Below are 26,798 nucleotides of genomic sequence, written 5' to 3'. Positions count from 1 at the left end.
AAAGTCTAAGGGGGATACATAAAAATTGAATAAATTAAAGTTTTTGTTAGTTTCAGCGCTCGCATTTCTACTGTTTTTTTCACCAGTTTTCACATCGGTAGGTTCAGCATCGAACATTTCTATTAAGTTGCAGAATTATGTCGGAAATAAAACCGAAATACAGATTAACACTACGGGCCAATACAAACTTGAAAATGGAAATGTCAGACTATCAGGTGCTGACCGCTTTGAAGTGGCAGCAAATATCGCTTCAAGTGGCTGGAATGTTTCCAATACGGTATTTATCGTCAGCCAAGAAGCTTATGCAGATGCGTTATCAACAGCACCATATGCATTTGCAAAAAATGCACCAATTCTTCTGACACGTCCACACTCCATTCCTGATACCACCAAAAAGAAGCTTCAACAATTGAAGCCTAAGGAGATTATCGTCATAGGTGGAACAAACAGTGTATCCAATACTGTTTTGAATGAACTAAAAGGAATCACTCCTACTATTTCTCGAGTGAATGGTGCAGATCGATATGAAGTAGCTAAAAACATTTCTACTTTATTGGGTAGTTCCAATCGGGCTATTGTTGTAGGTGGAAATGCCTATGCAGATGCATTATCTGTAGCGCCATACGCTGCTGTCAATAAAATTCCAATACTTTTAACAAGAGATAAAAGTATTCCTTCTCCAACATCTGAAGCTCTTAAAGGGAAAACACAAGTAACGGTTATTGGTGGTACAACGAGTGTTTCTCAGAATGTCTTTAATCAATTGCCAGGCACTAAAAACCGTATAGGTGGTGCAGATCGTTACGAGGTTTCTGCGAATATTATTCAGACCCTGAATTTAGAAGCGTCTGAGGTGTACCTTGCAAATGGAGAGAAATATGCGGATGCATTTACAGGAGCAGTGTTAGCTGCCAAGAATAACCGTCCTCTGTTACTGACAAGAGCGACAAGTATCCCATCTCCTGTTCAAACTATCATTAAGAGTAAGAACACCAAATCCTTTACGATCCTAGGTGGTACGCTATCTGTTACAAGAGAAGTGGAGAACCAGCTTCCAAATGAGCTTTACCTTGATAGCAGTAAGACATATCATGTCAAGAACAGTAACGGACGAATTGGTGTATATGAAGGTACACAACTTCTGAAGGACTTTGGAAGTGCGAATTTCAGCATGGTTCCTCAAGCATATAATGAGAGTAATGTCATTAAGCTGAATAACCGTCCATATCTAGGCAAGATAGAGTTTCTTCTAGAAAACGGCTTTGTTAGACCTTATAACCGTAATATCCCATTTGATGATTATTTAAAAGGTGTTGTTCCTGCTGAAATGCCGGCATCTTGGGAAATGGAAGCATTAAAGGCACAGTCTGTTGCAGCGAGAACATACGCTTATTCCACAATGGGGACTACGATCAATGATACACAAGGATTTCAGGTATATAGAGGTTATGAGTGGCATGTGAATACAAACAATGCAATCGAAGCTACAAAAGGGGAAATCCTGACGTTCAACGGTAATCCTATTGGCCAAAATGCGGTATTCTCCTCAAGTAATGGAGGTTTTGCAGAATCGAATTCCAATCTTTGGGGCGGCTCCCAAATTGCTTATTTAACGGCAAAGGCGGATTCTATGGATACTTCCTATCAAGGATGGAACCTTACAATGAACAAGAGTCAATTGGACTTGGACGCTCTAGATTTGAAGAACCCGAATTCTTGGTGGAATGCGACAGAGGAAGTTCAAGCGAGTTCTATGAACGGCTTGAGAAAGTGGTTGTTAGACAATCACCACAGCAATTCGGAGTTTAAAATTGTAGGCTTGAACAATATTGAACCGCTGAATGTTAATAGTAGCGGACGTAACAAGGATACAAAAATTGAGATTGAGTACTTTGTAAGGGACCTTAGTAAAGGATTTGTAAATGAATCCGATGGATCTTTGAAGAAGCATACTTTATCGCAAACGATTACAGCAAATGCGTTCAGAACCATGTTTGGTACGATGAACATCAAAAGCACGATGTATGATGTTGAAAATGGTGAAGAAACGTTAAAAGTGGTTGGTAATGGGTTTGGACATGGGGTAGGTATGAGCCAACATGGTGCACAATCCCGTGCAAAAGCAGGTCATAATTACAAGCAAATCTTAGACTTCTATTATAAAGGGACAAATGTCACGAAAAGATAAGCCGGATCACTCCGGCTTTTTTTTATGGTCCTAGTAAATTAAGGTTTCTGTGATAATTGACTTATTTTTGCAAAAATCGACTTTTATTTGTAATAAACTAATGAAAAATATGCAGAATTTTGATATATTTGTCGAGAGATGAAAATTTTAGGGAGGTAATCAAGTGCGTAAGTTTATTATGCTCATCTGTTTGGTTCTTTTTACTACGCTTATCGGTGTAAATACTGCTGAAGCTAGTGGACCAAAAAGAATAGATGGAGCAAACCGTTACGATGTTGCTGTGAATGTTTCTAAGGAAGGCTGGACTACATCCAATACCGTTATCATTACTTCAGGTGACGCATACGCGGATGCGTTGGCAGCTTCTCCGTTGGCATATCGTTTGAATGCACCGATACTATTGACGCGAGCTGGAAGTCTACCGGATACAACCAAAAAGAGATTACAAGAGTTACGAGCAAGTACTGTGATTGTAATCGGTGGAACGACAAGTGTATCTGATAATGTAATATCTGAGATTAGAAGATTAGGAAACAATATTACTGTAAGAAGAATTAGCGGGAAAGACCGATATGAAGTTGCGGCCAATATTGCAAAAGAGATGCCAGCAAAGAATATTGCAATCGTTGCAAACGGCAGGACAGCGGCTGATTCACTATCTATCGCCCCTTATGCAGCAAGAAATGGGATTCCGATTCTTCTGACAGAAAACAATAGTATTCCAACTGTTACTTCTACTGTCTTAAGAAACAGAAGTGTATCAACTACATACGTTATGGGAGGGGAAACGAGTGTTTCCCGTAATGTACTCAACAACTTGCCATCTACGAACAAAACGAGAATCGGCGGAAGTGACCGTTTCCAAGTTGCAACGAATGTTGTGAAGCAGTTAAACCTAAATTCAAAGAAAGCTTACATTGTTAATGGACATGCTTATGCAGATGCATTGGCTGGGTCAGTCCTTGCAGCTAAGCAAAACTCTGTTATTCTTTTGACTCAACCTACTCAAGTACCGAGTACAACAGTTAGTGTAATCAAGGAAAAAGGTATAGGATCGTTTGTGGTTTTAGGTGGGTCAACTTCTGTTGGACCAAACGTTGTAAAAACACTCTCGGCACCAATGCTTGGGAAGAGAATAGCCATTGATGCAGGACACGGTGGTACAGATCCAGGTGCTGTCGGAAATGGCGTACAAGAAAAAACAGTCGTGTTGGATATTGCGAAGCGACTTCAGACTAAAGCGACCAATGCGGGGTCACTGCCTTTGATGGTAAGGTCCAATGATGTTTATATTCCATTGGCAGATCGTGTGCTAGATGCACAGAACAGAGGCGCGGATATTTTTGTCAGCATTCATGCAAATTCTTTCACTACTCCTGATGCCAACGGAACGGAGACCTGGTATAGTGAGAGATATCAATCAAAGGAAAGTAAAGAACTGGCAGAAGCAATCCAGGCAGAGTTAGTGAAGGAGCTCGGACTACGTGATCGAGGTGTGAAAGAAGGTTCCTTCGTCGTCATCCGGGACTCACAGATGCCTAGTGTGTTGGTGGAAGTGGCTTTCATCAGTAACCCTGATGAGGCAAAGTTATTAGCAAATGCATCCTTTAGAGAAAAGGCTGCCCAAGCAATCTATAAAGGGGTAGAAAAGTATTTCTCCAATTAAAAAATTGAACAACCATTTAGCCTGTTTCTTTTCAGAGAAACAGGCTTTATTTTTTTGGGGAATTTAGTGTGAGAATTTTTACATGATTGAAAAGTAATTGTAATATCTAAACGGCTTCTTAGAGGTAGTAATAAATTACTTTGTGCTATAATCTATAAATGGGTTTTTAATTGTAAATAATAGAAGAAAGTTAATTTAAAGTAGGTATTAAATATGTCGACAATCACAAAACAAATTTTATCCGGAGCAAAATGGACAGCACTAGCCACGATTATCATTACTGTAATTCAGATTGTTCAATTTGCCATCCTGGGTAATCTATTAACAAAAGAACAATTCGGTATCGTGGGAATGATAACTACGGTTGTTATTTTTACACAGATTCTTTTAGATATGGGATTCAGTGCAGCTATCATCCAGAAAGAAAAGGTTTCAAATGAGCAATTATCTACATTATACTGGCTGAATATTATCGTAGGTATTGTATTATTTGTTGCCTTGTTTTTTGCTAGTCCGATCATTGCCGGATTCTATAACCAGCCTGAATTGATTCCTTTAATAAAAGTACTCGGAATCATGTTTCTGATAGCTCCAATCGGTCAGCAATTTCAATATTTGCTGCAGAAAGACCTTAATTTCAATCTTCTAAGCAGGATAGAGGTAGCAACGAACCTTGCTTCCTTTGTAAGCTTACTTGTTTTAATCTTCCTTATTCAGGAGTTATACGCTTATGTCATCTCACAAGTTATTCTAAACTCATTAAAAGGTATATTGTATTTTGTAGTGTACTCGAAAACATGGAAGCCGTCCTTCATATTTAATTTATCTTCCATTAAAGAGCTGATGTCGTTTGGTGTCTTCCAACTGATGTCCCGCCTAGTAAATAGGATCGGTGCAAACATCGATTATATCCTAATAGGAAGATTTCTAGGAGCAGAAGCCCTTGGTATCTATTCACTGGCCTATCAAGTAGTGACAATCCCAGTAATGAAAATTAACCCTATCATAACAAGGGTGGCATTCCCTGTTTTTTCAAGAAGCCAGTCTGACAATAAGTTGTTGATAGAAGGGTTTCTGAATGTAACAAAAATGCTGGCACTTGTCAGCCTGCCTTTATTATTGGGATTAATGGCAATTTCAGATCTATTTATTGAAGTGTTCTTTGGAGCAAGGTGGTTGGAGGCAGCGCCTATATTGGGAATCTTGGCCGTAGTGGGTATCTTGAGGGTATTGATGAATCCGAACGGTTCCATCATATTGGCAAAAGGAAAAGCAAATATTGCCTTCTATTGGGATTTTGGTGTCATGCTCTTATACGGTATCACTATGTACTTTGCTACCAAGTATGATATATATATAGTTGCTTGGACGTATGTTGTCACAAGTTTCATCAACTTCTTTATTGGAAGATGGCTATTAAAATTGTTAATTGATCTTGAAATGAGGGAATATGTTAGAACATTACTGAAACCAATTCTTCTGACAGGTTTAATGGCCATTCTAGTTTATTTCCTCAAAACGGCTTTATACAATGTTGAATTTGTGAATATCTATATAAATATTGCCCTCTCGGTTGGCCTAGGTGGGATCATTTATACCTTTGCCATCTATTATGGATATCCGGAAGTAAGAGAATGGAAGCCTGTTAAAAAAATTTTTAGTAAAACAAGGGGGGGATTGTGATGAAGGTGCTTTTTATTACAACCGCTTATCCTTCTGATCATCTGCCGGGTGCTGGTGTTTTCCACCAAACACAGGCAGAGTCTATTCGCGGTTTAGGGGTGGATATAGAGGTGGTGGCACCTGTACCATATTCACCTGGCATTTTATCACGAGTCAGTAAGAAATATAGTAATTATAAAAAATTCCCTGAAAGCTATGAATGGAATGGGATCAAGGTTCATCGTCCAAGATTCATAGCCATTCCAGGGCAATTAAAATGGGCCCAGCCTCATAAACGTTTTGCAAAAGCAATTGACCATTTCATAAAAGAGAACAATATAGAATTTGATGTTATACACGCTCATTTTGCAATGCCTAGCGGTGGGGCAGCGGCTATTCTCTTAAAAAATCACAAAAAACCTTATGTATTAACACTACATGGTAGTGATGTAAATATATATCCACAATACAGTAATGGAGCGATGAGAGCCTTTAAATTTGCAGTGCAAAATGCAGGGAAAGTTACCACAGTGAGTACTGCTTTAGCAGAGAAGACAGAGAAAATGACAGGTATAAAGCCTGAAGTACTTGCTATTGGGGTAAACATGGATAGATTCTCCGGAAATGATATGACCCAAGAACTTAAAACTGAATTAAGAAAACAACTTGATTTGCCAACAGATAAAAAGCTATTACTATATGTAGGAAGACTCATGAATGAGAAAGGTATAAGGGAGCTAGCATCAGCAATGGAAGAACTTGATGACCGCTTTAGACTTGTTCTTGTAGGTGATGGTCCTATAAAGAGTTCTTTAGAGGAAAATGAGAAGATCCTCCTGACAGGCCAAGTACCAAACGAAAAAGTAAAGGAGTACTTACAAGCTTCGGATCTCTTTATTCTTCCATCCTATAATGAAGGAATGCCTACTGTTATTATTGAAGCATTGTCTTTAAAAGTTCCTGTCCTTTCTTCTAATGTTGGTGGTATTCCGGAATTGTTTGGAAATTACAAAAATCTTTTAATAGAGCCGAGGTCCACCCAAGAAATTATAGATGGTGTTAAGCGCTATATAGATGAAGATGAATTCAGTACAGAAGTTTGTAATGCTCTCTACGAAAGAGTAAAAACAAAATTTGATGTAACTAAAAATTCTAATGAGCTAATTCGCATTTACCATAGTTTAATGAAATGAAAATTACTCCCATGAGGTGGAAAATATGACAATTAAAAAGGTAATTATCCCAGCAGCTGGACTTGGTACCCGTTTTTTGCCTGCCACAAAAGCACAACCTAAAGAAATGCTCCCGATCGTAGATAAACCGACAATACAGTATATCGTTGAAGAGGCGGTACAATCAGGGATTGAAGATATCATCATTGTTAGTGGAAGAGGAAAGCGTGCAATAGAGGACCATTTCGATAAATCCTATGAACTGGAAGAAACGTTAGAGAAAAAAGAGAAATACGACATTTTAGAAGAAATTAAATCTATTGCCAATTTGGCGAACATCCATTACATAAGACAAAAAGAACCGCTTGGATTAGGACATGCCATTTGGTGTGCAAGAAAGTTCATCGGTAATGATGCTTTTGGTGTCATGCTTGGAGACGATATTGTTAAAGGAGAGACACCTTGCCTGCAGCAGCTGATTGATGTATATGATAGATACGGATCATCTGTAGTCGGTATTCAAAGCGTACCTGATGCTGATGTTTCAAAGTATGGTATTGTTTCCCCGAAAAAAGAAAAGCTAGAAGAGAATGTAATAAATGTAGATGGATTTGTAGAAAAGCCTAAGCTGTCAGATGCACCTTCCAACTTTGCAATCATGGGTCGTTATGTTTTGACCCCGGAGATATTCGAAATACTAGAGAATACGCCTAAAGGTTCAGGTGGGGAGATACAATTGACAGATGCGATAAATACTTTAAACGGCCATCAACAGGTATTAGCCTATCAGTTTGGTGGAATACGTTATGATGTTGGAGATAAGTTCGGCTTTATTAAAGCGACTGTTGACTTTGCACTTGATAGAGATGACTTGCGAGAAGAAGTGATAGAATATCTAAATTCCTTAGCTAATTCTAATTACATCACGAAAGGATAGGTAGTATGAAAAGAATAGCAGTAGTGGGAACCGGCTATGTCGGATTAGTGTCGGGGACTTGTTTTTCAGAGATTGGCAATCGTGTCATTTGTTGCGATATAGACGACCAGAAGATAAATAATTTAAAGAATGGGATTATCCCTATTTACGAGCCGGGTCTTGAAGATTTGGTGAAAAAAAATGTGGAAAATGGAAATCTTTCTTTTACCACAGATATTGCAGATGCCATTAAAGATTCTGAGATAATTTATATAGCGGTAGGAACACCTATGGCTGACACAGGTGAAGCCAATCTAACCTATGTTGATGCGGTTGCAAAAACAATCGGTGAAAACTTAAATTCTTATAAAGTTGTTGTAAATAAAAGTACCGTCCCAGTAGGTACAGGTAAAAGGGTTTCTAAAATCATCAATGAGGTTTCTGGAGGTAACCAGGAGTTTGACGTGGTATCCAATCCTGAATTTCTACGTGAAGGGTCAGCTATAGAAGACACAATGAATATGGAACGTGCTGTAATTGGTGCGTCCAGTGAGAAGGCGGCCAGCATAATTGAAGAATTACATTCTCCTTTTAATACCATCATTTTAAAGTCTGATTTAGAAAGCGCTGAAATGATTAAATATGCTTCCAATGCCTTTTTAGCTACTAAAATTTCGTTCATTAATGATATCGCAAACATTTGTGAAGAAATTGGAGCTGATGTCACGAAGGTGGCAGAAGGAATGGGTTTGGATAGCCGAATCGGTAAGAAATTCCTTAATGCCGGGATAGGATATGGAGGATCGTGCTTCCCTAAAGATACAAGTGCCTTGCTCCATATCGCAAATTCTGTCGGTTACGACTTTAAATTAATCAGAGCAGTAATGGAAACCAACGATTTTCAAAAGAGCAGGGTCGTCCAAAAGGTCATGGATATCTTTGGTGAAATTGAAGGAAAGACATTTGCTGTTATGGGCTTGGCATTCAAGCCGAACACAGATGATATGAGAGATGCTCCATCACTTGAGATCATTCCTGAACTTCTTAAGGCTGGTGCAAAGGTAAAGGCTTTTGACTCGATAGCAATCACTGAAGCAAAAAAGCATTTTGGTGATAGCATCGATTATTTTGAGCATGAATACGAAGCTCTAAATGATGCAGATGCTTGTATCATTGTTACAGATCTACCTGAAGTGAAAGAACTGGATCTCCAAAAAATGAAAGAATGCTTAAAAAATCCTATTGTTATTGATGGTAGGAACATTTTTGATCTGAACGAAGTGAAAAAGTATTCCATCATCTATCACTCCATTGGTAGACCTGTAATCAATTAACGTATAAGTATCGGCAGTAAAGAATTTGGAATAATATAATTAACACTTCTTTTTGATGGAGGCTTTCTAATGCCGTGTAGGGAGCTCCATTGATTAATAAATTGGTAAGTGGATTTAGGAGGAGGAAAATGAACCTGGGATTTGCTGGCATCAGGCAAGTGGTAATTGGGGTAGGTGGATTATTACTGGGGGCAATACTTACAGCAGGTTTCATCTTTATTGATAAACCGAACATATATATACCCTTGGTACTTTTCAATTTTGCTTTACTAATATTAGTCATCTTAAAGGAATACCTTTTCGATAGTAGATTTTTGTTGGTTTCAATCTATGTGTTATTGGGCCTAACCTTTTTAAACAACGCTTTTTTTGCAATAAACTTAGGGTTCTTCAGCTTGTTTCCCTACAGGATATTGTTAATAATAGTAGGCTTTTTGATTGTTTTCAATTTGATTCGCAGTGAGTTCAGAAAAGATTTATGGTTACAATGGGAAAGAATAAAGGTAAAAGGAATGCTGCTTTTTTTTGTTTTTTGGATTTATTATGCTCTCCTGACACTATTGTGGGCTAAATCGGTTACAAATGGTATTAAGTATATTTCCATCTTAGTAATGGGGATTTTCCTCATGTTTATCGTCACGCTATTCATTAACAATTTGAAGAGATTAATGAATTTCTATTATATATGGGTCTTCATGTCTGTATTTGTGATGTTAATTGGTTATTGGAATGCTTTTACCAAAAATCATCTTCCTAGTTCCACTTTATATCTGGGTCCTGAATATAAACAGCATTATCCTACCTCTGTTTTTACTAATCAAAACGATTTTGCGACTTTCCTTTCCGTTTCCTTGTTCTTTTTTCTATCGTTGATTAGAAATGGAAAAAATAATTATTGGAAGGCTATAGGGGTTGTATTATCACTAGTGGCAATTCACCTGATTCTGCTAAGTGAATCCCGTGCCAGTCAATTAGCGGTCGTTGTTGGGATTGGAGTGTATGTATTTATTTTATGCAACAAAAAGTTGAAACGGTGGATATTAGGTTTGGGAGCAGCTGGTGCGGCGTTGTTTGTTGCAGTATTTTACAATAAGCTCTGGACCACCTTTTCCACCCTGTTCATGAGTCCTACCATACATGATTTTTCAGAGAGACTTCCTTCTAATGTCGGAAGAGCGAATCTAATTAGAAATGCATTTAATTTTTCTTTGGATTCCTTTGGCATGGGAGTAGGAGCTGGTAATACCGAATATTACATGCGCAATTATTCCATTCATGATACCGATGAAGTTGCTAATGTACATTTCTGGTTTTTGGAAATATTCACGAACTTTGGTATATTTGTGCTTTTAGGCTACTTAACATTGTATGCATATCTCTTGTTTAAACTGTACAAACACCATGAGAATGGATTAACCAATCAATATAAGCTTGTTACGGAAGCAATCCTTGTCGCTTTAGCTGCTTTTGTCGTTTCAAGTATAAGCCCTAGTTCTGTTTCCAACCTGTTTTTCCATTGGGTGCTGTTGGCGTTTGGAATAGCCTCACTAAATATATTGAGAATAAAAGGTAGAGAAGAAAAAGTGATACTATCTAATCATAACCTTTGAAATAAAAGGAGAATAAAATGGACAACTTATTAAATAAATTGTTAATCCGGATTAAAAAATCCATTCCTTTAATTATTATTTTACCCTTGTTATTAGGCGGTTTAGGTTATTTCTTTGAGAAAAATTCAAAACCTGTTGTCAGCTATGCCGCTAAAACAAAAATAGAGTTAGGCTATTATGACGACCCGAATATGAATAGCCCGGAAAGTGTTAAAACTCTCTTGTCTGGCTATTCGTTTCTCGAATCAGTATTTCCTGCATATCAGCCTGAGGATTTAGAAGATATTAAATCGGGCTTAGTGATAAATACCGTTTCAAACAGTGCCATTGATATGACTTACCGATCAGACAATGAAGAGGAAGTAGAAAAAGTATCAAATGAGCTTGTAGAAGCATTTTTAACATATGATAATGAAAAGTACGAAGAAAAAGCATCTATTTTAGAAGATAGTTTTCAAACGTTGAGTGATGAAACAGTTAGTGAAGACTCAAAGGTGGACAAACAACGTTTCATCTATGAACTACAAAATGAATTGCTAACGTTGTACCCTTCACAGTTATCTGAACCGGTAAGAGTGAATGAATATCGACAGGAAAGTTTTTCTGCAAAGAAGCGTGCTGTGTTGGGTGGACTTGTTGGTTTAACGTTTGTATTCGCTTATATTGTGGTCCCAATTTTATTTAGAGAAGACGAAATGTAAGGATGGTGTTTATGTATGTCTTCCCCACAAATTTCAGTCATAACTCCTTCCTATAATGCTGAGAAATTCATTGCTGAAACCATTGATTCAGTCCGAGAACAAACATTTGCTAATTGGGAAATGATTATTGTGGATGATTGTTCCAGTGATAAAACGAAGGAAATTTTAAGTAACTATGCAGCCCAAGATCCACGAATCAAGCCAATATTTCTAGAGGATAACAGTGGTGCTGCGGTTGCAAGGAATACAGCTTTGAAAGAAGCGAAGGGTGATTATGTAGCCTTTCTGGACAGCGATGACTTATGGTTGCCGGAAAAGCTTGAAAAGCAATTGGCTTTCATGCAAGAACATAATCATGCGTTCACTTATACCGCATATAATTTAATGGATGAAGGCGGTAAGCTGCTGGATAAAGTCATTAAAGTTCCGCTTAAAATTAATTATAAAGGTTTGCTGAAAAATACAATTATTGGCTGTTTAACCGTCATGATTGACCGGAGGCAGGTTGGTCAACTGCAAATGCCTTTAATAAGAACCCGACAGGATTATGCCTTATGGTTGCAAGTGCTCCGTGAGGGACATGTCGCGTATGGGATGCAAGAGCCGTTATCCAATTACCGACTAGTGGAAGGGTCTATATCAAGCAATAAATTAAAGACCGCAAAGAGAAACTGGTATGTCTACAGAAAAATTGAAAAGCTAAGTGTTCCTTATGCCAGTTGGTGTTTAATCAATTATGCATATCATGCAATCAGAAAAAGGATTCAAGCATAAGTAAATAGAAAGCAGGAAGGGAAAACAATCAGTTTTTCCTCCTGCTTTTTTATTGTGAAACGAAAGAATTTATTTCCAATTTATTTGTTGAATGGTTATAGGGAAACTTTTGGAGAGTTTTTACGTCTTAATAAGTGGGTATAACAAGGTAGAAGTTTAATCTATATTCACAATTTACAAACGTAACATAAAATTAATTCTCCAGACAGTTTATTAACACCAAATTATCTGTTAAAATGGTACAGGATTAAATTTTTTCGTTTAGCGTGCAAATTTTGGCGAAAAAAACCTAACATTCATTCTTCTTGTCAGGTGAAAAATAAAATAAGACTTAAAAATAAAATTACAGGTGGTTCTAACAATGGACATTAAATTGATTTTGACATTCTTGGCTGCTTTCGGTACAGTCCTTTTGGTTACCCCCTTAGTGATAAAATTCGCTCACAAAATTGGAGCGACAGATAAACCTAATCATCGAAAAGTGCATCAAAAAGTCATGCCGCGACTCGGTGGTTTAGCGATATTCATTGGTGTAGTAGTTGGATATATCGTATCAGGTCTTTATGATGAAAGAATATACGGAATTACAGCAGGGGCTATCATCATTGTAGTGATCGGTATTTTAGATGATATGTACGAATTAAAAGCCAGAACCAAATTATTAGGGCAGCTTCTCGTTGCAGGTGTAGTAGTTTATACGGGATTAAAGATAGAATTTATTACCATTCCTTTTGTCATTGAACGATTTGATTTAGGTTGGCTGGCAATCCCGGTAACTATTCTGTGGATTGTAGGTATTACCAACGCCATCAACCTAATTGACGGACTCGACGGACTAGCTGCTGGGATTTCCTCTATTGCGATTGCCACATTGGCGGTAATGGCGGGTATCGCAGGAAAAGAAATGATCCTGACATTATGCTTAATTGTATTGGGAAGTACGATTGCATTCTTATTCTACAATTTTCATCCAGCGAAAATTTTTATGGGTGATACTGGTGCATTATTCTTGGGTTATTGTATATCCGTATTCTCTTTGTTGGGTTTGTATAAAAGTGTAACTTTGTTCAGTTTCGTTATTCCAATTATCATTCTTGGTGTTCCGATTTTTGATACAGCCTTCGCTATCATCAGACGTTTCTTAAATAAGCAGCCTATATCGGCACCTGATAAGAGTCATCTGCATCATCGATTACTCGCGATTGGAATTTCCCATAGAAATACGGTCCTACTCATTTATGTATTCGGTATTTTCTTCAGCGTATGTGCTGTGATGCTGACTTCTGCGACATTTCTAGGCACTATACTGATAATGATTGCATTGGTCATCACCATACAATTCATTGCGGAAATAGTCGGGATTATCAATGTAAAAAATAGGCCGTTTTTGAATTTCTATAAAAAAGTTACAGGTAAAAATTAATGGTAAAAAGAATGTAGAAGCTCAAAGTTTTCTACATTCTTTTTTTATGCAAATAAATGAAGTCTTTAGCTTTTAGGGACTGGAGATTATTACTATATCCTAACTCTATAAAAGTTATACGTATAATTTAACTATATCTCTAAAAGAAGAGGCAGTTCGTAAAGTAGGTTCATACCTGCTTCACGGACTGCCTCCGTTTCATTATTCTTCAGTCGGTTGTCTCTTCGATCTCCAAATGCTTTTTCAGAGTGCTTCTGATATCAAGGATGCTCTCTTCATATGGAATGAAGTAGTAAACACCGGTACTGCTGTCATCAGCGCCTTCGAGTGTAAGGCTCTCCAAGCTGGAGGAGTTGAAACCTGCATAAAGTTTGCTTAAACCAATTCCTTCGGACACTCGAATGTTCGTTTGGACATTGGTTCCCATTTCTTTTGCGATGTTATCCACTTTAAACAGATTGCTTGGAGAAAGCATTTCGCTTACTGCAGCCTGAATGATCTGTTTTTGTCTGTCGTTCCTACCAAAATCACCACGAGGATCTTGTTTTCTCATTCTAGCGTAAGCAAGTGCTTCTTCACCATCCAGTTTCATAGGTCCCTCTTTAAAGTATATTTTGGAACTGTCCACATCAGATTTTTCAGTAAAATCAAACGGAACCTCTACTTCTACTCCGCCCACAATATCAATGACGTTCTTGAATCCTTCAAAGTTCACTGTGGTATAATAATCAATCGGAACTTCCAGCAGTTCTTCCACTTTTTCTATGGTCATTTCTTTGCCACCATACGCATTTGCATGATTTATTTTGGAATAATAGCCTAGGTGTTCAAAATAAACTTGCGTATCACGTGGGATACTTAACAGTTTCATTGTTTTATCTTTTGGATTAAGGGTTGCGACCATCAGTGTATCTGTTCGACCATTTTCTCCACCTGTAGAATAATCCTCAATTCCCATGATTAGTACGGAAAATGGATCTTTGTTGATTTCCACTTCCTTATCCCGGTATTTGGACTTGTCCCTGTCCAACTCAGTATATGCTTCATTTGCAGCTTGGTATGTTTCGAGTAATAGGTAACCACCATAAGCAACTACTGCCAAGAAAAGCGTCAGAAAAACGAAAAGGATACGCTTTAATCTTCTACCCTTCTTTCTTTTCTTTTCATATCTAGAATTAACCAATGTCTTGTCTCCTCTATAAAAGATTTACACGTCCTGTTCAAGGTAAAGCCGCTCTCCAGGAGTGATTTCCGCTTTTCCATTTGTGATGTCTGTCATCCAGTCCAGGAAATCCTGTAATTTATCTTCCTCTACATACACGTCGAACGTTACATCTTCCAGATAGTGAATGTCCTTCAAACGGTGTATGGATGAAGAGCGTAATTCATTTTCTATCTTACCTAGTAATGTGTACTCAACTTTTGTATGCATAATTTGCACTAATTCCCGTTTTACCATTCCTGTAGCGTTAATTCCTTCGGAGGTGGCTTTTCCGTAGGAACGGATTAGTCCTCCGGCACCAAGTTTAATGCCGCCAAAGTAGCGGGTAATGACAACTACAGTGTCTTTCAGATCCTTTTTTTTCAGAACTTCAAGGATGGGGACGCCGGCTGTGCCGCTGGGCTCTCCGTCATCGTTGGCTTTTTGGACCTGGTTGTGTTCACCGATCATATAGGCGGAGCAGTTGTGGGTTGCATCCCAGTGCTTCTTTTTGATGTCTTGGATAAAGCTTTGTGCTTGTTCTTCAGTGGTTGCACGGGCAACGTGAGAGATGAATCTTGATTTTTGTATGTTTATTTCATGCTCTCCATGCCCTTTTACGGTATAGTAGTGAGATAGCAATCTGACAACTCCCCTTTGATGATTGGCACATTTGTAGGTCTCTAAATAAAAGACCCATGCCCTTTCTATTATAATTGCTAAAGGTGAGGACATCAAATGAATTCTAGTCCATAACTCCTTTTGTGCGGCAAAAATCGACAAAGTTTAACCCGATTGTAATAATAATGTTATACAAGTAAAACTTTCGTCCGATATAATGAAGTGTGGACAATTTTCGACAGGTACCCCCATAAACAATTGGAAGATTTGGAATGATATAGCATATGGTGTCTTTCTTAATTTTGGGTATAATGTACTATATCGATAAAGAAGCATTCTCGATATTCTTTTAAGAATACCGGGTCTTTTGGAGGATGTCCTATGTCTCGGAAAGTTATAAACTCTAAACAATTAGACATGATTATTGAACAAATGGTAAATACGGTGGAAGTGAGCAAGGACGAAATTTTCGAAATAGGGGAAAGTTCCCGTAAGGAATTTGAGAACCTTGGGAAAGAGTTGAATGCGGTAAAGCTTGAAGTCACGCAGCTTATACATAAACAGGATAAGCTTGAGGTTCAAGTCCGCATGGCACGAAACCGTCTTTCGGAAGTAAGCAGGCAATTTAAAAATTATACAGAAGAGCAAATCAGACAAGCGTATGACCATGCACACGAGCTTCAACTGGAGCTACATACCATCTCGCAAAAAGAGGTGCAGCTGCGGAATCGCAGAAATGAGATTGAGCGTAGGTTGCTAAATCTCGAGGAGACAATTACTAAGGCGGATCGGCTTGTCAGCCAGGTTTCCGTGATACTCAATTATGTCACAGGTGACTTGCAGCAGGTCGGACAGATGATAGCGGATGCCTCCGAGAAGCGTGAGTTCGGCTTCAAGATCATGGAAGCGCAGGAAGAGGAGCGCCGGCGCCTTTCAAGAGAAATACATGATGGCCCTGCACAGATGCTGGCAAATGTGATGATGCGCTCGGACCTGATCGACCGGACCTTCCGGGAGCGCGGGCCTGGTGAAGCATTATCGGAGATCCGTTCATTGAAAGTGATGGTACGTTCCGCCTTATATGAAGTACGAAGAATCATTTATGATCTTCGCCCGATGGCACTCGACGATTTAGGGTTGGTGCCTACGTTAAAGAAATATATTTCGACTATCGAGGATTATCATAACGGCTATCCCCGAATTGAATTCATGAACCTTGGAGTCGAGCATCGCATTTCGTCGAACCTGGAAGTTGCAGTGTTCCGGCTTGTGCAGGAATCACTCACAAATGCGATTAAGCACGCAGAAGCAAGCTCCATTTATGTGAAATTAGAAGTGAAACCTACCCATATTATTGTCATTGTAAAAGATGACGGTGTAGGATTTGATACGACAGAAAAAAAAGAAAAGTCGTTTGGCTTGATTGGAATGAGAGAACGGGTAGAGCTTATCAGCGGGGAACTGGATATCCAGTCCAAGGCTAGCAATGGTACCACCGTCTTTATCAAAATTCCGTTAAGCTGAAAATGTATTTGGGAGGATGAGAGGAATGGATACGACAAAAATCGTGATTATTGATGATCATCAGCTTTTCCGTGAAGGAGTAAAACGCATTCTGGATTTTGAAGCAAACTTTCACGTGGTGGCAGAAGGGGACGATGGAGCAGATGCGCTCGAATTAATGCAAAAGCATGAGCCGGACGTCTTCATCATGGACATCAACATGCCGAAAGTAAACGGTGTGGAGGCTACAAGGCAACTTGTCGAAGCCAACCCGGAAGCGAAGGTCATCGTACTATCCATTCATGATGACGAAAACTATGTAACGCATGCATTGCAGACTGGTGCACGCGGGTATTTGTTGAAAGAGATGGACGCAGATGCACTGGTGGATGCCGTAAAGGTTGTCGCTGATGGCGGATCCTATCTTCACCCAAGAGTGACGCACAACCTCGTAAGAGAATACCGTCGCTTAACCGAAAACGGAGTGGGCAGCGGTGCGCGTGGGGGCAATGGTGGCTCGACTGTTACAACATACCAACAAGTTGAAATTCGCCGTCCACTTCACTTACTGACTCGCCGCGAGTGCGAAGTGCTTCAGCTATTGGCTGACGGAAAGAGCAACAAGGCAATTGGGGAATCGTTGTTCATTAGTGAGAAGACGGTTAAGAACCACGTAAGTAACATCCTTCAAAAAATGAATGTAAATGACCGTACACAAGCCGTTGTTGTCGCAATCAAGCATGGCTGGGTAGAGGTTAGGTAACCTTGGGGATTTGGTTCTCCAGGGTTTTTTTGTGGGGATTTTTGGGAGAGATAGGGGGAGGGGACGGGGGGCTACTGGTGGCGACGGGCGAAACTTGTCTGGTGGTGTCGAATGGCCTTTAAATGCTGCGACTTGGCTCATAAAATGAAAAGTTGGACTATAAATCAAAAAGTTGGCTTATAAAACAAAAACTTGGATAATAAGTTCCAGGAGTTGGACAATAAAAGAAAAGCTGGCTGATAAAGTCACCTGTGAGCTCTGTGTAATGTGGTTATAGGACGCCAAAAGGCTACAAAGTGTCCACGATTCCCTTCCCCGAACAAGAATTTGATTTGCTTTTTGTAAAAACCCCTTCAAAATTAACTCGAATTACATGACCGCCCTGAGTATCTTCACCCCTCCAAATAAAAACCAAACAAAAGATGAAACTTATTCCCATATCATGTACAATCTAAATAGATAACAGAAATAAGTTGTATAAGGAAGGTCTACCATTATGAGAACGGCGATTGTAACAGACAGTACAGCCTACATCCCAGCAGAATTACGCGCAAAGCTTGATATACATATGATCCCGCTGAATGTCATTTTCGGGAACGAATCGTACCAAGAAGAAGTTGAAATTAAAGTTGACCAATTCTATGAAGAGGTAAAAAATAGTCGTGACCTGCCGTCTACTTCACAACCGGCAATCGGAGAATTCGTTGCACTTTATGAAAAGCTTGCAAAGGATTATGACGCAGTAGTTAGTATCCACCTTTCAAGTGGCATCAGCGGCACCTACCAAGGGGCAGTTGCGGCAGGCAATATGGTCGAGGATATTCTGGTTCACGCTTTTGACTCCGAGATCAGCTGTATGATCCAGGGATTCTACGTCTTGGAAGCTGCGGAAATGGCCGGGGAAGGAAAGACGCCTGAACAGATTATTGAACGCATGAACATGATGAAAGAGTCTGACCGTGCCTACTTTATGGTGGATGATCTTTCCCATCTTCAGCGCGGAGGTAGACTTAGCAGTGCTCAAGCGATTCTCGGTAGCCTCCTGCAGGTGAAACCGTTGTTGCATTTTGTCGACACGAAAATTGTCCCGTTTGAAAAGATCCGCACACGCAAAAAAGCGATTAAGCGCATCCATGACTTGTTTGATGAAGATGCTTCCCAACAATTGCCGATGCGTGCAGTGGTGATTCATGCGAACCGTGAGGCGGAAGCGGAAGATATGAAAAAGGAACTTGAACAGAAATATCCACACGTCGAGTTCTTTTTGAGCTACTTTGGTCCGGTAATTGGGGCGCATTTAGGTGAAGGTGCTCTTGGGCTTGGCTGGTACAAAAGATAATACAAACTACGAAAACAGACATCATGAGCAGGCTTGCTTGTGGTGTCTTTTTTGGGATTGTTATATCCGTGCAAGACATAGCTTTAGAATCGGGTTATACACCGCTGTTTATTTCCGCAAATGGCTTCGCTTTCCGCGGGGCGACCTTGAGCCTCTCGCAACACTTGAGGGGTCTCAAGATTGTCGTTACTCCCCCGCCGGGTCTTCGCCTTTCGCTCCAATCACCAGCTAGAGTTTCTAATAAACAACCGCATCCTAAAACTACACTAACTAAGGAGGAATCCAATGCTTTTCAACACCACACAAAATAATTTATTGACCATCAAAAGGAATGGCGCGAAGAGAATATCCGATATCCTTGATATCCCCCATCCGCCAATCCAACACTCACTCCCCTTCAACCACGATCTCCAACAATACCTCAACGGTAAGCGACTTCTCCCTGATGAAATTCCTTTTTCCAAAGATACCATCCAATCTCATTATCAGCATGGGTACATAAGATACGGTCATGGCATGAAAATTACTAAGTCCGGTCATTCATGTCAAAGGTGTGGTAACGGGAAGCCTAGCCTATTTGCTTCATACCATTGTGCTCGCTGTCTCCAGGAGTGCACCTATTGCCGGAATTGCATCATGATGGGGAGGGTCAGTGAATGCACGCCGCTCATCAGTTGGAGTGGACCGCAACCAGAAAAGGTAACCCTTAACTGTAAGCTTGACTGGGAAGGCACTCTTTCTAAAGGGCAACAGCTAGCTTCCGGCAAAGTGGTCGAAACGGTCCAAACCAACACTTCCTTACTAGTATGGGCTGTGTGTGGAGCCGGTAAAACTGAGGTTCTATTCAAGGGTATAGAAACAGCGTTATCAAAGGGCAAGCGAGTCTGCATCGCTACCCCACGTACCGATGTGGTTCTAGAACTGTCTCCACGCCTCCAACAGGTGTTTCCGGATATAAATATTGCCACACTTTACGGCGGCAGCGAGGACAGGTCGAAAAACTCCCCGCTCACCATCGCTACGACCCATCAGCTTCTTCGTTATTACCGCGCATTTGATACCCTCATTATTGATGAAGTCGATGCTTTTCCTTATTCTGTTGACCCTGTCTTGGAATATGCAGCCAGCCAAGCTAGAAAGGAAGAGGGGAGCACGATCTATCTGAGTGCAACACCATCCAAGAAAATGCAGCGCGATGCCCATTCGGACAGGTTGCCTTCTGTCATCATCCCGGCAAGATATCACCGGAAACCGCTACCGATACCAGCCATGGAATGGTGTGGAAACTGGGAAAAACGGTTGAAGAAGAACAGGCTTCCGGGGAACGTGCTTTATTGGATTAACAAGTACAAGGCTGCAAATCGACCAATCTTTCTTTTTGTCCCTAATATTGCTTTCCTAGAACAGATTGTCGCTATTCTTCAAAAAGAGCACGGAGATCTTGTAGCTGGTGTTCATGCCAAGGATAAGAATCGCAAGGAGAAAGTGGCGGGCTTTCGCGAGGGCAAAATAACCATTCTGGTGACAACAACGATTCTCGAGCGTGGAGTGACGGTTAAGAATGTTCAGGTAGGTGTAATTGGAGCAGAGGATAGCCTTTTTACGGAAAGTGCACTCGTGCAAATCGCTGGCAGGGCTGGTCGCAACAGTCAGCATCCGGACGGGGATGTGCGTTTTTTTCACTATGGCCGAACCCGCGAAATGATTGCGGCAGTCGACCAGATCAGACGCATGAATTACAGGGCGGAGAAAGGAGGATTTCTTAATGAATTACTGTTTAATATGTAAGGAAGAGATTACTTCTTCCTTCGGCTGGGGGGAGTTCCTTGGTATTAACAAGCCCAAGCAGGTTTGTGAGCCATGTGAAAACTCTTTTCGGAAAATCTGCGGTAAATTATGCAGAATTTGCGGCAGGGTATGGGAAGAGGTCCCATTGGAGAACCGTTATGAGGATATTTGTTTTGACTGCCATAGGTGGGAGAGAGAAACGGAAACAGCGGGAACTTTACAGATGAACCGTTCCGTCTTTTCATACAATGAACCCATGCAGGAAGTATTGGCGCTATACAAATTCAGAGGGGACGCGATACTTGTAGAAGCTTTTAGCAAAGATTTCCGTCAAACGTATGATTTGTTTTTCAAAAAAGAACAACGCATGCTAATTCCCATTCCGTTAAGTGACGAACGCCTCTATGAGCGTGGATTCAACCAATCACTATTATTGGCAAAACTACTATCCTCAACAGAAATCATTGAGCCCCTCGCTAAAACAGATTCTGTCAAACAATCCAAAAAAATCCGCCGAGAACGACTGCAACAAGAAAATCCGTTTTCCGTCATTGAGCCCCAAAAGGTAGAGGGGAAAAAGATTCTCCTGATCGACGACATCTATACAACTGGAACAACTATACGGATGGCTGCAAAGGTCCTAAAAGAGGCTGGGGCGACTGATATCTCCTCTCTCACTTTAGTTCGCAGTTAACATTTCGCCTTCCCTTACGATATAAAGAGTAAGAACTTTTTGCTCGAAAGGAAGTTGCCTCATGTCCCAACTAGATAATTGTCCAAACTGCGGGCAGATTTATGTTAAAAATGCCTTCAGGGAAGTGTGTGAAGCATGTTATAAAGAAGAGGAAACGCAGTACCAAAAAGTGTACAAATACATTCGCCAACGGGAAAACAGGATGGCGAGGCTGGACCAGGTTGTGGAAGGTACCGGTGTTTCAGAGTCCTTGATTCTGAAGTTCATCCGAAAAGGCCGAATTCAGCTGGCTCATTTTCCAAATCTGGGGTATCCGTGCGACCGATGTGGTAGGATGATTAGAGAGGATAAGCTCTGTATCGGCTGTAAAAAAGACATCCAGGGACAGCTTTCACAGTTGGACCGGGAAGAGGAAAGACAGCAGAAGATCAGAAGTGAAGGAAGAACATACCATGCAATTGATAAGAAGTTCCTATAAACATTCGAGAAACTGTGCCGATATTTATAGATAGACAAACTGTTCGAAAAGGAAGGGATAACAATGAAGATTAATAATATTGGTCCTTCAGGAGTAAACCCATATAAGAATCACATGAAACAGCAGCAGGTTATAGCGCCAAACCAGGCAAAGAGCGACCAGGTGGAGATCTCCAGCAAGGCAAAAGAGATGCAGGAGCGTTCCCAATTTGCAGCTGACCGCCAGGAAAAGGTTGCAAAGCTTAAGGTTTCTGTGGAAAACGGTACCTATCAAGTGGACCCTAAGACCGTTGCAAGTAAGATGATTGATTATTATTTTAATAAATAGGGTCTGTTAAATAGTATTTTATATAACGGAAATCAACACACTCGTTATAAACAGGTCCTTAAGAATAAGGAGATCCTATGCCAATCCCAACTATTATATCCATATTAGAAAAAATGCTCACCTTGCACGCCTATCTCTATGAACTGACTGTGCGGAAAGAAGAGGTCGTAAAAGCGAACAAGGTGGACGAGCTGCAACAGATCACAAGAGAAGAAAAGCAATATACACGAGCGATTGTCCAGCTGGAAAAGCAACGAGCGGATCTCTCTCATGGGAAAACGGTGACCGAGCTTGCGGAAATGGGCACACCGACTGAGAAAAATGCGCTGCTTGACCTGAAAACAAGGCTGACTGAAACGATCGGCAACATCCAAAAGCAGAACGAGCTTAATCAACTCCTTCTCCAGCAGTCCCTGCAATTTGTCACGATGACCATCAACACCCTTAACCCGCAGCCGAATGCTGTAAACTACGAAAAACCTGCGAACACGAAGAAAAGCGTGAGTGCACCTGCGCGCTCCCTGTTCGATTCAAAAGCTTAGGAGGAACACCCATGCGTTCAACATTTCATAGTCTCGAAGTTGCGAGACGTGGTCTGGTTACCCAGCAAACTGCCCTTCAGACGGTCGGTCATAACATTGCCAACGCCAATACACCGGGGTACACAAGACAACGCGTCAATTTTTCCCAAACAGAACCGTACCCACCAGCTTCCATGAACCGTCCTCAAATACCAGGACAGATGGGAACCGGGGTAGAGGCAGGCAGCATCCAGCGTATGCGGGAGAGTTTCCTGGATATCCAGTATCGCGGGGAAAACAATAAGCTTGGCTATTGGGAATCTCGTGCCGATTCTTTGCAAAAGATGGAGGAAATCATGAACGAGCCATCCGAGACGGGGTTATCCACGACGTTGGACCGTTTCTGGCAAGCTTTTCAGGATCTTGCGGTTAATCCTACCAATGCTGGTGCACGTTCCGTTGTAAGACAGCGCGGTTTGGCGGTTGCGGAAACTTTCCGATTTCTTTCGGATTCCCTGAGTTCGGTTCAGGGTGATCTCAAAAATGAGATGGATGTCACCGTGAAGCAGGTAAATGCGCTTAGCCAGCAGATTAATAATATCAACAAGCAAATCGGTGAAATAGAGCCTCATGGGTATCTCGCAAATGACCTTTACGATGAAAGGGACCGTTTAGTTGATGAATTATCCCAGCTGGTTAATATAAAGACTTCTACAGTAGGTAGCGGCGGTAATTCGAGCAGTATCGCAGAAGGAAAGTTTACTATTGATATGGTGGACGATTCCGGTCGTAAAATAGGTACACTGGTGGATGCCTCTAGCCTGAGAGTAAACAGTCTATCCTTAGAATACCGAGCAGATACTGGACTTGTCGATGGCTTCAAGTTAGGGGATACAAGCTTCGGAATCGGTAGCATGCAGGCTTCCGGTAAACTGCGAGGCCTGATTGACTCATATGGATTTATGGAAGGGAACGCCCAAAATGGTCTTTACCCTGATATGTTGAACCACTTGGATACGGTTGCGTTCGAATTTGCCCAGGAGATTAATAGGGTTCATGAATCCGGCTGGAGCATCTCGAGCATGGAAAACGGAGAACACACAGCTTTTAAATTCTTTGAATTTAAAAATACAGACATCACTGCTGACAATAAAAAGAATGCAGCTAAGCTGTTTACGGTATCCGCTGACATCGTCCAATCCCTGGACAATATTGCAGCATCCGGTTACAACAAGGGAATCATCACAACAGGGGAGTTCCATGGCTATAATAGTGTAGAAAATGTGTCTGTTACTGTGCAGTCTACTGTGGATGCCGATGGGGTTCAACAGTTTACCTACAAAATATATGATGCAGTTAAGTCACCAAAACAGGAGATGAAAACCTCTGGGAATTTCACCAGTCTAGAAGCGCTCGGAGCAGGACTTTCCGAAGAGTTTACGGATGGTAACGGAAATCCTTCGGTGAATTTCAATTTGGATAAAGTTCGCCTGGAAGACGTGTCAAAAGGCAACTTCATCAGCGTGGACATCCCGAAAGTCGGTGAAGTCGGCGGACGTGTCGGGGACGGAAGCAATGCGGTTGCATTAGCTGAAGTAAAATCACGATCGCTTCAGTTGAACGGTGTTTCTACCACGTTCCAAAACTACTACGAAAGTGTTATCGGCGGATTGGCAGTAGATGCCCAGGAAGCGAACCGACTTGCCTATAACAGTGAAACGTTGAGGCTGTCTGTGGACCAGCGTCGCCAATCGGTCAGCGGTGTATCCCTAGATGAAGAAATGACTAACATGATCCAGTTCCAGCATGCTTATAACGCATCTGCAAGAATGATCACGTTAACAGATGAACTTTTAGATAAAATCATAAACGGAATGGGAATAGGCGGAAGGTAGGTGTAGATAAATGCGCGTAACACAGAGCATGCTGACGCAGAACTCACTGCGACAATTAAGTACAAGCTACAGCAAAATGGGCAAGTTGATGGAACAGCTCTCCACCGGTAAGAAAATCTCCCGGCCATCCGATGACCCGGTCGTTGCGATGAAGGGGATGTACTACCGTACAAACCTGACGGAGCTTGAGCAATACAAACGAAACCTGAGTGAATCGTACGCTTGGATGGAGAATTCGGAGGCGGCATTGGATCACGTTCAAAGCGTGATGCACCGAGCGCGTGAATTGGTGGTGCAGGGTTCCAATGATACATATTCTCCTGAAGATCGTCAGGCAATGGCAAAAGAGATCGAGCAGTTGAAGCATGATTTCGTTCAGGTTGCGAATACACAGGTTGCAGGGAAGTACATATTCAATGGGACGGCTATTGATAAGCCACGTATCACGGATGCGAATGATCCGACTTCTGTGAGCACGGAAAACTCCCCGTTCGAGGTGGAGGTCTCCCGTGGAATCAAGCTGCAATCCAACATCAATTCAGAAAATGTCTTCAACAAGGACATGATGGATATCTGGAATGGTCTTCAGTCGGCATTGGAAACGAGTGATACGGATGCGCTGAAAGATTTGATGGGACGTTTTGATAAGGCTGCCGATACGATTTCAGCGGAGCGTTCGGAGCTTGGTGCTCGATATAATCGTTTGGAGATGGTGGATAATCGTATTGGCTATCAGGAAGTGGTGGCGACGCGGATCTTGTCTGATAATGAGGATGCGGATATTGAGAAGGTTATTACGGATTTGACGTCGCAGGAGAGTGTGCATCGTGCTTCGCTTGGTGTGGGTGCGCGTGTGATTCAGCCTTCATTGTTGGATTTTTTAAGGTAGGGAGTGGAACTGTCTTGGAGGGAGCTGTTTAGGTGGCAGTTGTTTCTAGGGCAGTTTTTTTGTGAAAAAATTATAGCATATTCGCTCTACGGTTGATTTCCGTTGCAGGCGCTTCGCTTTCCAGTGGGCGGTCCGTGAGCCTCCTCACTTCGTTGCGGGGTCTCACCTGTCCCTTCCTCCCACAGGAGTCTACGCGCCTTCCACTACAATCAACTAGGGTTATGCATTCACAATAAAAAACTTCGAAACCCTTTAAATAAAGGAGTGAACAAGAATGCTTTTTCCACAGATTCGTTTACAGTCGGCGTTTGCACAGACTGAACTGCAGATACAAAAACCTGTTCAGAGGATTGAACAACCCAAATCGGAGCTGAGTATTGAGCAACCGAAGGCGGAGTTGGTGATGGAGCTGACGCCTGGGAGGTTGACGATTGATCAGACGCAGGCGCGAGAGGATATGGATTTGAAGAGTGTTGGGAGAAGGATTGAGGAGGCGGCGCAGTTTGGGCGGCAGGATTGGTTGGCGGGGCTGGCACGGGTTGCGCAGGATGGAAATGAAATGATGCGGATTGAAAATGGCGGCGGGGCGATTGCGCGCCAGGCAAAGCGAAACAGCGAAGGTCCGCCAAAAGAATTCAATATCGGCTGGATTCCATCGCATTTTAGTGTGAAAATTGATTATGAGCCAGGTCGAGTGGATATTAATGTGCAGGAACGCAAGCCTGTAATAGATGCGAAAATAAATAAGCCGGTGCATGAGTACACACCAGGTTCCACACAGGTCAACATGGCCAACCATCCATCACTGCAAATAGACTTTGAGAACCTGCGCCATGTCGGCACAGGCGGCTACGAACAAAAAATATAAGGTTGTGAAACGATGAAAATAGAAACGAAATATCATGGATTGATAGAAGTGCAGGAGAAAGAAGTGGTAAGGTTCCCGAATGGACTCCCGGGTTTTTTAGAGGAGAATGAGTTCACGGTCATTCCTTTTTCGGAGGAAGGGACGTTTTATATTCTGCAGTCGCTCCAAACACCGGAGCTTGGGTTTGTAATGACCAATCCATTCACGTTCTATCCCGATTATGATTTCAATTTGGAGAACCAAGCGGTGGATACCCTTGAGCTGGATTCTCCTGAAGATGTGACTGTCTTTACGGTTTTGACGATGGCAGACCCGTTCCATCTAACAACTGCCAATCTCCAGGCACCTGTTGTGGTGAATACGAAAAAGAAGCTCGGTAAACAAGTGATCCTGACAGGCAGCCCTTATCAGACGAAGCACAATCTATTCCCAGAAACGATAGCAAAATAGAGAGGAGGAGACCGC

At 41.4% G+C, this 26,798-nt stretch carries 24 protein-coding genes; 22 read left to right on the top strand and 2 right to left on the bottom strand.

Annotated elements, in window-relative coordinates:
* Positions 1-25: 25 nt before the first annotated feature.
* The 10 genes from AB685_RS08050 (at position 26) to AB685_RS08005 (ending at position 13,446) form a co-directional block, all read left to right on the top strand.
* Positions 26-2,188: a SpoIID/LytB domain-containing protein gene (locus AB685_RS08050; RefSeq protein ID WP_047970078.1), complete on the top strand. Its 2,163-nt coding sequence runs from the start codon at positions 26-28 to the stop codon at positions 2,186-2,188.
* A gap of 163 nt (positions 2,189-2,351) precedes the next feature.
* Positions 2,352-3,854 (top strand): cell wall-binding repeat-containing protein, encoded by a 1,503-nt coding sequence (locus AB685_RS08045; RefSeq protein ID WP_047970077.1) that lies wholly within the window; start codon positions 2,352-2,354, stop codon positions 3,852-3,854.
* A gap of 213 nt (positions 3,855-4,067) precedes the next feature.
* On the top strand, positions 4,068-5,537 hold the full coding sequence (locus AB685_RS08040) for an MOP flippase family protein (RefSeq protein WP_047970076.1): 1,470 nt from the start codon (positions 4,068-4,070) through the stop codon (positions 5,535-5,537).
* Positions 5,537-6,709, top strand: a complete 1,173-nt coding sequence (locus AB685_RS08035) for a glycosyltransferase (RefSeq protein ID WP_047970075.1) — start codon at positions 5,537-5,539, stop codon at positions 6,707-6,709. The genes AB685_RS08040 and AB685_RS08035 overlap by 1 nt, the downstream gene beginning before the upstream one ends.
* Before the next feature lie 25 nt (positions 6,710-6,734).
* The gene (gene galU / locus AB685_RS08030; protein ID WP_047970074.1) at positions 6,735-7,625 is read left to right on the top strand and encodes a UTP--glucose-1-phosphate uridylyltransferase GalU; all 891 of its coding nucleotides are present in this window, start codon (positions 6,735-6,737) and stop codon (positions 7,623-7,625) included.
* 5 nt (positions 7,626-7,630) lie between these two features.
* The gene (locus AB685_RS08025) at positions 7,631-8,938 is read left to right on the top strand and encodes a UDP-glucose/GDP-mannose dehydrogenase family protein (RefSeq protein ID WP_047970073.1); all 1,308 of its coding nucleotides are present in this window, start codon (positions 7,631-7,633) and stop codon (positions 8,936-8,938) included.
* A 128-nt stretch (positions 8,939-9,066) separates the two neighbouring features.
* On the top strand, positions 9,067-10,548 hold the full coding sequence (locus AB685_RS08020; protein ID WP_047970072.1) for an O-antigen ligase family protein: 1,482 nt from the start codon (positions 9,067-9,069) through the stop codon (positions 10,546-10,548).
* Positions 10,549-10,565: 17 nt separating this feature from the next.
* Complete coding sequence (locus AB685_RS08015) at positions 10,566-11,249, top strand: hypothetical protein (RefSeq protein WP_047970071.1); 684 nt, start codon at positions 10,566-10,568, stop codon at positions 11,247-11,249.
* A gap of 15 nt (positions 11,250-11,264) precedes the next feature.
* On the top strand, positions 11,265-12,023 hold the full coding sequence (locus AB685_RS08010; protein ID WP_047970070.1) for a glycosyltransferase family 2 protein: 759 nt from the start codon (positions 11,265-11,267) through the stop codon (positions 12,021-12,023).
* Positions 12,024-12,384: 361 nt separating this feature from the next.
* A complete protein-coding gene (locus tag AB685_RS08005) occupies positions 12,385-13,446 on the top strand; it encodes an MraY family glycosyltransferase (RefSeq protein WP_047970069.1) in 1,062 nt (353 codons plus the stop codon).
* A 208-nt stretch (positions 13,447-13,654) separates the two neighbouring features.
* Here the strand turns inward: AB685_RS08005 and AB685_RS08000 are convergent, their stop codons facing one another.
* Together AB685_RS08000 and AB685_RS07995 are read right to left on the bottom strand one after the other, a co-directional pair.
* Positions 13,655-14,629 carry an LCP family protein gene (locus tag AB685_RS08000; RefSeq protein ID WP_053073754.1) on the bottom strand — a complete coding sequence of 325 codons (975 nt, stop codon included), beginning with the start codon at positions 14,627-14,629 and terminating at the stop codon, positions 13,655-13,657.
* A 24-nt stretch (positions 14,630-14,653) separates the two neighbouring features.
* Positions 14,654-15,289 (bottom strand): YigZ family protein, encoded by a 636-nt coding sequence (locus AB685_RS07995; RefSeq protein ID WP_047970067.1) that lies wholly within the window; start codon positions 15,287-15,289, stop codon positions 14,654-14,656.
* A gap of 360 nt (positions 15,290-15,649) precedes the next feature.
* Between AB685_RS07995 and AB685_RS07990 the strand changes: the two genes are divergently transcribed.
* From AB685_RS07990 to fliW, 12 genes are all read left to right on the top strand, one after another.
* Positions 15,650-16,792 (top strand): sensor histidine kinase, encoded by a 1,143-nt coding sequence (locus tag AB685_RS07990; protein WP_047970066.1) that lies wholly within the window; start codon positions 15,650-15,652, stop codon positions 16,790-16,792.
* 25 nt (positions 16,793-16,817) lie between these two features.
* Positions 16,818-17,534: a response regulator transcription factor gene (locus AB685_RS07985; protein WP_047970065.1), complete on the top strand. Its 717-nt coding sequence runs from the start codon at positions 16,818-16,820 to the stop codon at positions 17,532-17,534.
* A gap of 496 nt (positions 17,535-18,030) precedes the next feature.
* Entirely contained in the window at positions 18,031-18,873 is an 843-nt protein-coding gene (locus AB685_RS07980; RefSeq protein WP_047970064.1) for a DegV family protein, read from the top strand.
* A gap of 285 nt (positions 18,874-19,158) precedes the next feature.
* On the top strand, positions 19,159-20,661 hold the full coding sequence (locus tag AB685_RS07975) for a DEAD/DEAH box helicase (RefSeq protein ID WP_047970063.1): 1,503 nt from the start codon (positions 19,159-19,161) through the stop codon (positions 20,659-20,661).
* On the top strand, positions 20,639-21,355 hold the full coding sequence (locus AB685_RS07970; RefSeq protein WP_047970062.1) for a ComF family protein: 717 nt from the start codon (positions 20,639-20,641) through the stop codon (positions 21,353-21,355). Before AB685_RS07975 ends, AB685_RS07970 begins: the two co-directional genes overlap by 23 nt.
* 61 nt (positions 21,356-21,416) lie before the next feature.
* Positions 21,417-21,833, top strand: coding sequence for a TIGR03826 family flagellar region protein (locus tag AB685_RS07965; RefSeq protein WP_047970061.1), 417 nt, complete (start codon positions 21,417-21,419; stop codon positions 21,831-21,833).
* 63 nt (positions 21,834-21,896) lie between these two features.
* Complete coding sequence (flgM, locus tag AB685_RS07960) at positions 21,897-22,160, top strand: flagellar biosynthesis anti-sigma factor FlgM (protein ID WP_047970060.1); 264 nt, start codon at positions 21,897-21,899, stop codon at positions 22,158-22,160.
* A gap of 77 nt (positions 22,161-22,237) precedes the next feature.
* On the top strand, positions 22,238-22,702 hold the full coding sequence (locus AB685_RS07955) for a flagellar protein FlgN (protein WP_047970059.1): 465 nt from the start codon (positions 22,238-22,240) through the stop codon (positions 22,700-22,702).
* An 11-nt stretch (positions 22,703-22,713) separates the two neighbouring features.
* Positions 22,714-24,576 carry a flagellar hook-associated protein FlgK gene (gene flgK, locus AB685_RS07950; protein WP_047970058.1) on the top strand — a complete coding sequence of 621 codons (1,863 nt, stop codon included), beginning with the start codon at positions 22,714-22,716 and terminating at the stop codon, positions 24,574-24,576.
* Positions 24,577-24,586: 10 nt separating this feature from the next.
* Complete coding sequence (gene flgL / locus AB685_RS07945) at positions 24,587-25,465, top strand: flagellar hook-associated protein FlgL (RefSeq protein ID WP_047970057.1); 879 nt, start codon at positions 24,587-24,589, stop codon at positions 25,463-25,465.
* 274 nt (positions 25,466-25,739) lie between these two features.
* On the top strand, positions 25,740-26,333 hold the full coding sequence (locus AB685_RS07940; protein WP_047970056.1) for a DUF6470 family protein: 594 nt from the start codon (positions 25,740-25,742) through the stop codon (positions 26,331-26,333).
* Positions 26,334-26,345: 12 nt separating this feature from the next.
* Complete coding sequence (gene fliW / locus AB685_RS07935; RefSeq protein ID WP_047970055.1) at positions 26,346-26,783, top strand: flagellar assembly protein FliW; 438 nt, start codon at positions 26,346-26,348, stop codon at positions 26,781-26,783.
* The last annotated feature ends 15 nt before the right edge of the window (positions 26,784-26,798 follow it).

Source organism: Bacillus sp. LL01, assembly GCF_001037965.1.
This window is presented reverse-complemented; position numbering and strand designations above follow the sequence as displayed.